Annotated in this window: 8 protein-coding genes and 1 pseudogene; 1 reads left to right on the top strand and 8 read right to left on the bottom strand. The window is 65.9% G+C overall.

The window, feature by feature from the left end; translation table 11 throughout:
* Positions 1–406 (bottom strand): annotated as a pseudogene (locus JHD07_RS18540) (flagellin); the annotation flags it as partial.
* A gap of 320 nt (positions 407–726) precedes the next feature.
* Here JHD07_RS18540 and flbT point away from each other — a divergent pair.
* Complete coding sequence (gene flbT, locus JHD07_RS18535) at positions 727–1,167, top strand: flagellar biosynthesis repressor FlbT (protein ID WP_291624596.1); 441 nt, start codon at positions 727–729, stop codon at positions 1,165–1,167.
* 103 nt (positions 1,168–1,270) lie between these two features.
* On the opposite strand, the gene JHD07_RS18530 is transcribed toward flbT, so the two are convergent.
* The 7 genes from JHD07_RS18530 to JHD07_RS18500 form a co-directional block, all read right to left on the bottom strand.
* On the bottom strand, positions 1,271–2,770 hold the full coding sequence (locus JHD07_RS18530) for an aspartate aminotransferase family protein (RefSeq protein WP_291624595.1): 1,500 nt from the start codon (positions 2,768–2,770) through the stop codon (positions 1,271–1,273).
* Entirely contained in the window at positions 2,767–4,020 is a 1,254-nt protein-coding gene (locus tag JHD07_RS18525) for a hypothetical protein (RefSeq protein ID WP_291624594.1), read from the bottom strand. Before JHD07_RS18525 ends, JHD07_RS18530 begins: the two co-directional genes overlap by 4 nt.
* A 1-nt stretch (position 4,021) precedes the next feature.
* Entirely contained in the window at positions 4,022–5,650 is a 1,629-nt protein-coding gene (locus JHD07_RS18520; protein WP_291624593.1) for a hypothetical protein, read from the bottom strand.
* A gap of 10 nt (positions 5,651–5,660) precedes the next feature.
* Entirely contained in the window at positions 5,661–6,443 is a 783-nt protein-coding gene (locus JHD07_RS18515) for a hypothetical protein (protein WP_291624592.1), read from the bottom strand.
* A 77-nt stretch (positions 6,444–6,520) separates the two neighbouring features.
* Positions 6,521–8,404, bottom strand: a complete 1,884-nt coding sequence (locus JHD07_RS18510; RefSeq protein ID WP_291624591.1) for a flagellar protein — start codon at positions 8,402–8,404, stop codon at positions 6,521–6,523.
* 21 nt (positions 8,405–8,425) lie between these two features.
* The gene (gene flgK, locus JHD07_RS18505) at positions 8,426–10,309 is read right to left on the bottom strand and encodes a flagellar hook-associated protein FlgK (protein ID WP_291624590.1); all 1,884 of its coding nucleotides are present in this window, start codon (positions 10,307–10,309) and stop codon (positions 8,426–8,428) included.
* A 35-nt stretch (positions 10,310–10,344) separates the two neighbouring features.
* Complete coding sequence (locus JHD07_RS18500) at positions 10,345–12,597, bottom strand: flagellar hook-basal body complex protein (protein WP_291624589.1); 2,253 nt, start codon at positions 12,595–12,597, stop codon at positions 10,345–10,347.
* Positions 12,598–12,813 lie beyond the last annotated feature (216 nt).

The raw sequence follows: 12,813 nt of genomic DNA, 5'->3' as shown, positions 1-12,813 counted from the left end.
TGTTCGCGGTCGCGCTGGCATAGGAGGTCGTGCCGCGCAGGTCGGCCGCCGTCGCGCCGGAGATGGTGGCGGAGACGTTCGACTTGGTGGAGTAACCGACCGTGGTCTGCAGCGCCTGGTTGGCGATCGACTTGGCGCTGTCGATCAGCTTCTGCAGCGAGGTGATGCCGGTGTTGGCGGCCTGCAGCACCTGCACGCCGTTGGCGATGCCGTCGAGCAGGTTGTTGATGTCGCTGGCGCGGTTGTCGAGCGACTGTGCGGTGAAGAAGTTGGTGGGATTGTCCAGGGCCGAGTTGACGCTCTTGCCGGTCGACAGACGGTTCTGCGTGGTGGCGAGAAGATCAGCGGTGGACTGGAGGGAGAGCAGGTTCTGACGAACCGATGCGGAGAGGACGATGCCTGACATGACTCTGTTACCTTTCTGGTAAGCGACGCTACTGTTACACGTCTGCTTGGATCGCGATTGATCCAGCGACGGCGGACGGTGGCGCCGAGTCCTCTAACGAAACATGAAATGAAACCCGCGCTTTTGCCCGGCTGCGCGTGATTCGGGCACGGAAGCTGCGCGCATCGCCGCATCGCCAGACCAACGCGACGTTGAAAACATTGATCTTTTCCGAGCAGATTCACGGAATTTACAACTCGTTAACTCATTCCGAGCGAGAATCAGACCTTGGTGAGCCGCAACGAACGCTCGGTTACGAAAGCGTTGATGGAGAACAGGCAATGGCCCTCAAGGTCGAGCTCAGACCGCACGAACGCATCATCGTCGGCAATTGCGTGATTACCAACACGGACCAGCGTGCGCGGCTCTTGATCGACGGTGACAACGTGCCGATCCTGCGCGAGCGTGACATCCTCACGCCGGAGACCGCGGATACGCCAGCCAAGCTCGTCTATCTGGCGGTCCAGCTCATGTACATCTCGCCGGATCCGCAGACCCAGCACGGCACCTATTTCAACCTGGTGCGCGATATCGTCACCGCGGTGCCGAGCGCCTGGCCCATCATCGAGGGCATCAACAACAACATCCTGAACGGCGACCTGTACCGGGCGCTCAAGGACGCCCGCAAGCTCATTGCCTATGAAGAGAAGCTGCGGAGCCAATTCGAAGCCACCCATCCCAAGACGGAAGCGGCCAAGGACGACGTGAGCTCCGCCGCCTGACCGGGCGCGTTCGCATCGCCACGCCGCGCCAACGAGCCTTCTTGGAACGGCAACGGCCCCGGATCATCTCCGGGGCCGTTGCCGTTTCAGCCAGGCACGGATGTCATTGCGCCGCGAGCGGCGGCGCCTCGACCTCGACCAGTTCGTTGCCACAGCGCCGTCCGCCGAACTCCAGCACGGCCGAGACCAGCGCATCGATGTCCGTCGCCTCGGTGCGATGGTTGACGATCGCAGCCCGGATCGCAAACCTGCCCTCGAGCGTCGTGCTCGACGGCGCGGCGATGCCGGCCTCCTGGATGTCGGCGACGATCTCGCGATTGACCGCATCATCGGCGCGGTAGCGGAAGCAGACGATGTTGAGATTGACCGGCGCCAACAATTCGAGCCGAGGTTCGGCCAGCACGCGCGCCTCCAGATATTTCGCCAGCGCGCAGCTGCGCGCGATCGCTGCGCCGATCCGATCGGTACCGAACGTCTTCAGCGTGAACCACGTCTTCAATGCGCGAAAGCCGCGCGACAGATCGGGGCCGAGATCGCAGGGCCAGACCGCACCCGCTGCGAGTCCCCTCGCCTCGCGGCGCAGATAGGCCGCCGGCTGCGCAAAGGCCTGCCGATGCTGCTCGCCGTCGCGCACCAGCAGAAAGCCTGCGTCGTAGGGCACCTGTCCCCATTTGTGGAAGTCGAGCGCAATGGAATCCGCAAGCTCGATGCCGCCGAGCATCGACGCCAGCTCGGGCGACAGGATCGCGAGCGCGCCGAAGGCGCCGTCGACGTGAAACCAGATGCCTTCCTCGCGGCACAGCTCGGCAATCGCCCTGAGATCGTCGACCGCACCGATATCGACCGTGCCGGCGGAGGCAACAACCAGGAACGGCTTGAAGCCGACCTCGCGATCGACGGCGATCTGCGCGCGCAGCGCGGCGACGTCGATGCGATGGTCGGCATCGACGCCGATCTTGCGCAGCGCATCGGTGCCGAGCCCGGCAATGTCCATCGCCCTCGACACGCAGCCATGCGCAGCCTGCGACGTATAGGCCGTGAGCAGCGCGCCGTCATTGCCGATGCCGTGCTGGCGCGCCGACGTGCCGAGCGCAGCCGTGCGCGCCACCAGCACCGCCATCAGATTGGCCATCGAGGTGCCCGTGACGAAGATGCCGCTCGCGCCGTCGGGAAACGCGAACAGGCGGCGCATCCATTCGACAATCTGTCGCTCGACTTCGATCGGCATGTGGTCGCGTCCGCCGAGATTGGCGTTGAGGCCCGCCGCGAGCATGTCCGCCAGCATGCCCACCGCCGTGCCGCCGCCATGCACCCAGCCCATGAAGCCGGGATGAACGTTGCCGGTCGCATAGGGCGCGACGTGCTCGGTGAACTCGCGATAGACCTCGGCGAGGTCGCTCGCCTCGCGCGGCACGTCGGTCCTGAATGCTGCGCGAGCCTCGTCGGGAATTGGCCGCCAGACCGGGCGTGCCCGAACGTTGGCGATGCCGTCGATCGTCTCGTCCAGCATGCGATGGGCGAGCGCGCGAAATTCGCTCCAGTCCTGCGGATCGAGCGAAGTTCCCGTGAGGGAGCTTTGCGTGTCGCGGATGATCTCGTTCATGCCGCGCTCTCCCTGCCGGTCTTTGCGTGTCGCGACAGCATCGCCGTGAACGCGGCAAAGATCTTGCGCATCTGCGGCGGCTTGTAGGGAAACACATCAGGCGAATCCATATTGTGCACGACGGCCGTGTTGTCGGCCTCGAACACCAGGAGCTCGCCCTTGTCGTTCTCGGCACAATCGACGATGAAGTAATCGAGGCCGACGCGCCTGCTCATCTCGTCGAGCGCGCGCTCGTGGCGCGCGGCAAAGGCGGTGTCGAAGTCGCGCATGAAGACGGCTTCCTCCGTCCGCTTCTCCTCGCTGAACGCCATGTAGGCGTTGAGATACCAGATGTCCCAGCGGTCGGCGATCGCCATGTGACAGGCGTAAGGCCTGCCGTCGACCATGGCGAGGCGGTATTTGCGGTAGAGTCCGTCGGCATTCACGTAGTCGACGAAACGCGCGACGAAGAAATCCTGTTCGCCACGCTCGGCAAGATAGGACGCGAGCGCCGCCGCGTCGTCGAGCTTCGCGAGCCCGACGCCCGCGTGCGAGCCGCGCGGCCGCGCGATGAGCGGAAAGCGCAGTTCACTTGCGATGTCGCCGCAGGCGATCTGCCCTCGCGAAAGATCGGACAATTGCGCGCGCGTCGCGTGGATGGTGGCGGGAATGTCCAGGCCCGGCACGCCGGCCAGCAAAAGGTGCAGCTTGTCGCGATCAAGATTGCCAATGCGATCGGGGCGGTTGAGCAGCGGCCGCGGCCAGTTCGGCGCGGCTTTCTCGATCAAGGCGAGCGCCTCGCGGCATTCCTCGGAATCCGAGGCGACCACGATGGCGACGTCGTGCTCGGGCAAGGTTTCCGGCAGGCCGGCACCCTTGACCACGTAGAGCGTCAACAGCTCGACGTCGGAGCCTTCGAGCAGGAAATCGATCGGCGTGTTGCCGCCCATGTCGATGTCCGCTGCAAGCGCGAGCAGGCGCAGGCCCGGCTTCGGCGCCGGGCTCGGCGTTCGGAACAATTGATGGAAGTTCAATACCTCCGACTGGATCGCCAGCCCCTGATCCTTGTCGCCGAGGAGCTGGGTGATCAACGACAGATCCAGCCCTTCGCCCGCCAGCGCCGTCCCGGCCGCGATCCGCGCCACCAGCTGGTCACGCAACGGATGCAGATCGACACCCTCGAAGGCGCGGCGCGTCAACTGCGCAAAGCCGATGCGGTCGGCAAAGTTCGCAGCGGTCATGCGAAGCGGCGCGGAAACCGGATGCTGCATCTCACACCTCGAATGCTGTCTTGACCGGCGCGGCCGCGGATGTGCCACGGGCGAGCAGCAGCTCGGTCTTCACGAGAACATGGGCAATGCGGTCGAGAACGAGTTGCACGTTGCGTCGCGCCGCCGCCCTGTCCGCCGACCAGGCCTCCGTTACGAGCCGTGCGCCGACGCAGAGACGCAGCACCGCCTGCGGCGTCTCGTCCTGCCGCTCCAGCCGGACCGGCTGGCCAACCAGGCAGCGCTGTGCGGCGACATCCCGATCCGCCGCGCTGCCGCTGATCTCTTCACTGAAGTCGCGCGCCAGCGCGCGGTGAACGGCCGCGGTTTCGGCGATCGTGACCGGCTTGCCGTCGCGCAGCAGCGCGAACGGAAAAATGGTGGGTTGCGCGAACTCCTCGTCGTCCGTATCCGCCATGATGCTCGCCGCTGGAACACGGCGAAGCGAGGCGGACAACGCGATCATGCTGTCGATGCCGGCGGCAAGCTCGGCGAGCATCCCGGCGCGGAAATCCGCGGGAACGGCATAGTAGCTGCCTATTTCGGCGAGTGCCGCCTCCCAGCGCAGCCATTGACCGAAGTTCGGGCGGCGTTCGAAGCGCGAACGCAGCGCCGTCCAGGCCATCGGCCAATCGCAACGTCCGGCGTAGTCGAGGATGCCGGGCGCAATCCCCTCAGCCCGATCGAGCGAGCGCGAGAGGCCCTTGGGCACCAGCAGCGCACCGCTGAACGCCGGCCCTCCGAAGAATTTCGAGCCGGTGATCAGCACCATGTAGCCGCGGTCGAGATAGGAGCGCAGGCGGCGTCGGTCCAGCCGGGCCTGGCAGGCATCGACGACGACCTGAACCTGGCGCGGCCAACGCCGCGCGATCTCATCGAGGCAGGCCGCGCTCGGCGCGCGCCATCCGAGCTTCGAGCAGTCCATGATCTGGAGCAGCACTGGCGCGCCTTGCGCGATCGTGGCCTCGACCGCATGCAGCACCGCCTCGTCGGCGTCCGCGCGCATCGCCGTCCCGGCCCCCGCCTCGCGCAGTGGCACCGCAAGACTGGCGCCGGCGAGCCCGGCAACCGGGCGGTCCTTGCGAACGGCAAGGCCGCTCGCCGTCATGGCGCTGAAATGATGTCCCCGTGCGGTATGGGCGGTCCCGCTACCGGTCTGGTCGGCGCCGACCACGATCGTCACCGGCGGCGCCCCGAGCATCGTGCGCGCCAGGAACAGGGCGTGGAGCTGGGAGTCCGTGCCTGAGGGCGAGAACACCACGTCGACGCGCGCCGAGAGCTGGAGATGGCCGCGCAGCTCCTCGCGCATATCCTCGCAGCGCGCATCGAAGGCGACCTCGACCTCGTCGAACAGGCACTTGTGCATCAGCTCTTCGCGGGCCAGCGCGGCACGGTCATAAGCCGCCTGCGAGATCGTCGATGCGGTCGAAGAGGCGAACTCCCAGACCTCCGGCTCCGGCGAGGCCGCGCAGCCATAGGCGTTGACGCGATCGCCTGCGTCGAGCGTCAGCCTCGGATCGCCGCCGGAGGCGAGCAGCGTCTCCAGAGGCGTGAAGAGATCGCGCAGGCGATAGCGCGAGCCGCCGTCGGACGCGCTCTCGGATTCCGACAAACGGGATGCGCCGCCACTCATCCCGGAGCACTCACGCTGCGTCGGCGGTCGCTGCGGGCGCCGGCGCGAATTGCGAGGCAATGTCGCCGTGGAATACCGACGGCCCGACATGGTCGAGCGAGCTCTGGATATCGGCCCAGATCTCGCCGCCGATGTCGGTCCAGCGCTTGCAGAAGGCGAAGTCCTCAGACAGATACGTGCCGGTCGCCGGATCGATCATGCATTCGAACAGCGCGAACCGGTTCCGGCTCGCGGCCAACGTATCGTGCGAATGCTCGCGGAAAAACTGCAAATTGGCATAATCGGGGTGGCGGCACATCGCCTCCAGCACGTGGCGGCGGATCATCAGGAAGCCGGTGCCGGCATAGCGCACGCGGGTGAAGCCGTTGACCACGACGATGCGGTCGGGATCCTCGATCTCGAGCACGTAATCGAGCGAGGCGGCCGGCACATCGGCCTGCCCCGACTGGATCGCCCGCGCGGCCTTGTCCCAATTGACCCGCTTGATCGGATAGCAGCCGGCAACGACGTCCGCGCCGCATTCGATCAGCCGGAACACCTGCTCCGGCTTGAAGCCGATATCGGCATCGACGAACAGGAAATGCGTCGCCCTGGGATCATCCAGGAACATCGCGACCAGGTTGGCCCGCGCCCGGGTGATCAGCGCGTCGCCGTCGCGCAAGAGCACCTTGAGTTCGAGATTGGACATGCCGTGCACGGCGCGCTGCAGCGCGAAGATCGAGCTCGCATAGATGCTCGACACCTGCCCGCCGAAGCACGGCGTCGCCACCACCAGCTGCATCCTGTCCGACATCGCCCGCTCCGCCCCCGCTTGCAATCCTCACCAAGAGGTAAAGAGGCATGGTTAACGGCGTCTTAACGCGGCCGGCCCTACAGGAACTTGACCAGCGAGAGCTGCGCCAGGTTCGAGGTCACCTGATAGGACGCCTGCAGCGCGTTCTGGAGCGCCAGGATCTCGCTGGCGACCTGGTCAGGCGAAGCCGATTCCGCCTGGTCGATGATGGTCTGGAGCTGCGCCTTGGCCTGGGTCTGGCGCGTGCTGGCGTCCTTCATCGTGTTCTGGGCCATCGCGATGTCGGTCTGGATGTCCTCGATGCGCTGCTGTCCGGGCTGCTGGGTCAGCGCCTGGGTCGTGCGCAGGCTCAGCGCCGAGACCTGCCCGCCCGAATACTGCCCGGTCGGCGAGGTCGAGAAGGTCCCGAACACCGCGATCGCCTGCAATTGCCGGCGGATCGCATCCTCGTTTGCCTGGGCGCCGTACTGCACCGTGATCGCATCGTCCACCCGCGCCATCGCGGTTGACCGCGGCGAGCCGGGGCCGTCATTGCCGAGGTACCACTTCACCGTGTTGGCCGAGCCGTTCACCAGCGTGGTGGCCGAGCTCGCCGGCGAGGAGCCGACCCGCAGCGGCGGCTGGGTGGCGGTCACCGGCGTCGAGCCGAAGCCGAGCGCGCCCAGCGCACCCGTGTTCGAGGTCGTGATGCTGAGGCTGGCCGCATCGTCGGTGTTGACAGTGATCGCGCCGCCATGGACCGTCGAGGGCTTCGACGTGCCCGTGATCTGGTCGATCTTGCTCATCAGCGCCTGGATGCTGTCGGTGACGTTGAGCTGGTTGCCGGTCGCCCCTGAAGCCACGAAGGTCAGCGTGGTGCCGTTCACGGTGATGGTGTCGCCCGCGACGAAGCCCGGCGAGATCGAGTCCGAGGGGCTCGCGCCTGACAGCGCCGTCGTGCCGCTGATCGGCGCGGGTATTGCAGCCTGGTTGTTGACGGGCGTGCCGATCGCCGAGCTCGCGGTGTTGAAGAAATTGTCGCCGGCGACGATCGCCGAGGCCGCCACCAGCGAGGTGTTGGCGAGCTTGGTAATCGCGGTGTTCAGCGCCGTGTTGAGGTTCGCGGCGGTGTTGTCGGGGTTGACCGGGGTGCTCGCATCGATCGCGAAGCTGCCGAGCGGGGTCGGCGTCGCCGAGGACGCGGTCAGGTCGATCTGCTCGGTGGTGCCGTCCGGCAGCGTGAACTGGATGCTCAGCTTGTCACCGTTGTTCGGGTTGACGCCATTGAGGTCGACCGAGAACGACACCGGCGAGCCGGCCGGGCCGGTGACGGTCGCGCCGGTCAGCGTCGAGGACACCGCCTTGATCTTGAGCCCGAACGGCGATCCGGCGACGTCCTCGGAGACCTGCACCGAGCTCGGCGTCGGCTGCGTCTGCACCAGCCGCCCCATGCCGTTGGCTCCGAGATCGGCGGCCTGGCGCTCCGCCATCACGGTCTTGAAGCCGGCCTGCGTCGTGGTGCCGTTGATGATGTCGCCGGCATCGGCGACCGACTGGGTGTTGACGGCCGTTCCGGAGAACAGATAGCGGCTGCCGGTCTGCGTGTTGAGGACACCGATCATCGAGCCGAACTGGGCGGCGGCGGTGTTCTGGGCAATCGTCTGGCCGTTGACGTTGAGATCCTGCGCGGTCGAGGCCGAGCCGGTTTGCACCGTGCTGCGAATCTTGGTCAGCGACTGCAGCGCGGTATTGGCGAGGTTGATGCTGACGTTGACGTTGGTGATCGTGTCGGTATAGGCGGCGATGTTGGAGAGCTGCGCGCGCCCGGCGATCGCAAAGCCCTCGTTGGTGCCCATGCCGGCATAGTTCTGCGACAGCTTGCCCGTCGAGAGCTGCGTCGAGAGGTCGGTGAGCTGCTGATTGATGTTGCGGATCTGCGCGCCGAGAATCGACGAGGAGTAGTTGATGCTGCTGATCGACATCTTTCAGAGCCCTGTTACTGGTTACAATTGAGCCTGGATCAACGTGTTCATCATGCTCTGCACCACCGACATGACATGGGCGTTGGCGGCATAGGCATTCTGAAGCTGGATCAGGTTCGACATCTCCGAGTCCAAATTGACCTTCGAGGTCGAGTCGAACTTGGCCTGGAGCGTCGAGACCACGACGCTCTGTCCCTGCTGGAGCTGGGTCGCCTGGGTTGCGGCGTTGGCCTGCACGCTCAGGAACTGCTGGAGAAAGTTCGAGACGCTGCCGGTGAAGGGCTGGCTCGCCGAGCCGAGGCCGCTCTGCGGCGCATAGGAGAACACCGCACTGGTGAGCTGCGAGTAGAGATAGTCCGAACGCGTGGTGTCGCCGGCGGGCGTCACCGGCGAGGTATTGTAGACCGACATCCGGGTGGGATCGGTCACCAGTTGCGTGTTCACGGCGATGCGCCCGGCAAGACCGGTCATCTGCGAGCCCGACGCCGTGATCGCGCCGGTGTAGAGCGCCTGCCCGCCATCGGTGAAGAGCGGCAGCTGCGGATTGCCCGAGGTCAGCGACGAGATCGTCTTCGTGGTCGAGGCCGAACCGACCTTGGCAAGCCCGGTGTTGTCGTCGGTCACCCGCAGCGTCGTGGCTGTCGCCGGCGACGGGGCGGCGGAGAACGACAGATGCGCGCTCGGCAGCGCGGTGTTGAGTGCAGAGGCGATCGCGCCCATGCCGCCGGCGAAGTCGACGCCGATCCGCATCGGGTTGGCGTTGGTCGCGTTCTGGAGCGGCAGCGCGGCCGGGTCGGTCACGTTGACGAGCGTGATCTGGCGCTGCGTGTTGGTCGCCGTGTCCGTATAGGTGATGTTGACCGTGTTGCCCGGCAGCGCACCGGCGAGCTCGAGATCGAAGCCGGCCGGCGGGCCGGAGACCGTGCTGCCCGCCGTGGTCTTGTCGGACAACGCGCTCGCCATGGTGGCGGCGAGCTGGTCGATCTGGTTTTGCGCCTGCACCAAAATGTCGTCACGCAGCTTCAGGTCGGCCGCGATCTGACCGGACGACACCACGTTGTTGGCGACGACGTCGACTTGCGATCCATTCGGCAGCTTGATGTTGAACGCGCCGACGCCGGACTTGGCCGGGTCGATGTTGTAGAGCGACGTCGCCGACAGCGCGCCGGCGGAGGCAAAGGAGAATTCCGAGGCGAGCCCGGCGCCGACCAGCTGAATGCCGGTCGTGGTGTAGATATTGGCCTGGTTCGAGTTGTCGGTGGTGACGCGGACGTCGACATATTTCGACAGCGTGTTGATGGCCTGGTCGCGCTGGTCCATCAGCGTTGCGGCCGAAGGATCGTTGGCCCCCAGGCCCTGTAGCCTGGTGTTGATGTCGGCGATCTGCTTCATGGCCGCATTGGCGGCCTGCGCCGAGTTGCCGAGATCCTGCTCGACGTTGGAGCGCAGCGACTGGATGCCCTTGGTGGTGACGTTGAGCTGCGTCGCGAGCGCTTGCGCAGCCCCGAGCGCGACGGTCTGCGCCGACGACGAACCCGAGCTGGTCGACAGCGCCTGAAGCGCCGTGGTGAACTTGTTCAGCGCGCTTTCGAGCGTGCCGGAATTGCCGGGCGTGCCATAGACATTCTGAAGCTGCTTCAGGATGTTGGCCATCTGATCGGCGTAACCGCTGCCGCCGGTCTCGGTCCGCAGCTGGTTCTGCACGTAGGCGTCGAGCAGGCGGCTGACGCCGGTGGTCATCGCCGTCGAGCCGAACTCGCCGGTGGTGACCTCGATCTGGTTCGGGGTCTGGACGACGTAACCCGGCGTCTGCGCATTCGCGACGTTCGAGGAGACGATCGAGAGCGCGGCCTGGTTGGCACGCAGGCCGCTCATCGCACTGGCGAGGGCTGAACTCAAACCCATATCACTGGCCCGCCTTTGGTTGCCTCACGCGCCGATCAGCGCAACACGTTCAGGAGATCTTGCACCATCGAATTCGCGGTCGTGATCACCTTGGTGTTGGCCGAATAGGCCTGCTGCGTCACGATCAGCTTGGTGAACTCGTCGGCGATGTCGGTATTGGATCCCTCCAGCGACGAGCCGCTGATGGTGCCCGAAGCGCCGTCGATGGCGTCACCCGACTGCTCGGTCGCGGCATAGGCGCCGCCATCCATAGCCTTCAGGTAGGTGGTGCCGTTGAAGTGCGACAGCTGCACCTGAGCGAGGTTCAGGTTCTGGCCGTTCGAGAATGTGCCTACCACGACGCCGTTGTTGTTGACGGCGACCGAGCGAAGCTGGCCGGCGGCATAACCGTTCTGCGTGATGGTGTTGATGGTCACCGCGCCGCTGGTGCTGGCATATTGCGTCAGCCCGCCCGAGGAGATGTTGAAGGCGACCGAGCCGAGCGACTGGCCGCTGACGGTGACGTTGTTGATGGTGATGCCCGAGCCGCTCGGCGAGGTCAGCGAGCCGTCGGCGGCGAAGGTGAAGGTCTGACCGGTGTTGACCCAGCCGACCGTCGTTCCGGTCGCGTTCGGGTCGGTCTGGTAGAACAGGTTCCAGCTATCCGAATGACCCGCGCCCAGCGAGGCACTGTCGGTCTTCGCCCAGCGCAGCTGCAGGTTCACTGGCGTGCCGGCGGCGTTGTAGGCGGTCACCGCGCCGCCGCTGATCGATTCCTTGGTGAAGGTGGAGATGTCGTTGCCGATCACGCCGCCGGTGCCGGCCGTGCCGCCACCCTCGCGATTCCTGGTGATGGTCGAGGTGAAGCCGAGCGCGGAGAAGGCGGCGCTGTTGGAGCTGGACACCACCAGGTTGGAGACGGTGCCGGTGTTCAGCGTGATCACGCCGCCGCTGCTGACCGACGACCCCGAGGCGCCGGAGAGCGCATCGATCTTGCCGAGCAGGGTCGTCACGTTGTCGGTGACGTTGATCTGGTTCGCACCGGAAGCGCCCGAGGCCATGAAGGTCAGCGTCTGGCCGTTGACGGTGATGGTATCGCCGGCGGAAAAGCCGGATGTGAGCACCTGGGCGCCGCCGGGCGTTGCACTGCCGCTCAACACGGTCGCGCCGGAGATCGCCGGCGACGACAGCACGTTGCCGCCGCGTGTCACGCTGCTGATGCCGAGCGCGGTGGCGGCCGTGCCGCTGCCGATCGCGACGTCCGTGCCGGTGCCGCTCGCGATCTGGATATTGCCGCTGACCGAGAGCGAGGCAGTGACGCCGGCGCCGCCGGCGGTCTGGATCGCATTGAGGATGTCGGCCACGGTCGCCGTGGTGCCCGCACCGAGGCCGATCGTGGTGTTGCTGCCGACGGTCGAGACCGTGGTGCCGCCGTTGAACGTGATGGTGTTGCCGTTGATGGTCAGCGTCTGGCCGCTCAACGCGGTCAGAATGCTGGAAGCCAGATGCGTGCCGGCGGCATTGTCGAGCGATGTGGTCGTCGAGGCCACCGCCGAGGACTTGTTCTGGAGCGCAACCGTGCCCGTGGCGGTCGTCGACGAGTAGGCCGAGCGGATGTTGCCGGTTGCGGCCGCGCCCGAGACCGTCGCGTTGGCATAGGGCGCCGGCGGCGTGCCGACCGGCAGCGGGTTGGCGGCGAAATCGGACGGGTTCAGGCCGCCGGCCGCGAGCAAGGTGCCCGTCGAGGCCGTGGTCTTCGCCACCGTGTTCGGCTGGGTCGGCAGGTTCGCCGCGTCCTGGATCGAGGTGGTCGCCTGCGCCGGAATGAAGTTGTTCTGGAACTGCAGCACGTTCGCCACGCTGCCGGTCGGGTTGCCGGTCTTCGGGTCGACCGTGACGCCCATCAGGTAGTAGCCGGCGCCGTTGACCAGATTGCCGTTGGCATTGAGCTGGAAGTCGCCGCGCCGCGTGTAATAGGTGACGCCGGTGAACACCGGCACGTTGTCGACGACGCCGCTCGCCTTCTGGATCGAGAAGAAGCCGTCTCCGGTAATCGCCATGTTGGTGGCGACGGTGGAGGACGAGATCGTGCCCTGCGTGGTGATCGTGGCCTTGGCGTTGGCCTGCACGCCGCCTGCCACCTGCTTGCTCGGGACCGATGAGTCCGGGATGAGGTCGACGAAGCTGGTGCCGATGCCCTTGTAACCGGTGGTGGATGAGTTCGCGATGTTGCCGGAAATGTTCTGGAGCGCGAACGACTGCGCCTGCAGGCCACCCACCGAGGTGTTCATTGCATCGAAGATACCCATAACTTGTCTCCAAATCCGATCTCGGCGGCCGGTCGACCATGGCCGCAATCGGGGGAGACAATCGCAAGGGCCATGCCAATGCGGGTATCTTCAGGATATCAATGACTTAATGAAAAAGCCCCGGCCTGACGACCGGGGCACATTTGCCGGGCCCGGCAACACTTGCCGGGAGAAACTGTCGTTGAGGGGACGATACGAAACCTCAAAGCGGAATGT

This window comes from Bradyrhizobium sp. (assembly GCF_016462955.1).
Lineage (GTDB): Bacteria > Pseudomonadota > Alphaproteobacteria > Rhizobiales > Xanthobacteraceae > Bradyrhizobium.
This window is presented reverse-complemented; position numbering and strand designations above follow the sequence as displayed.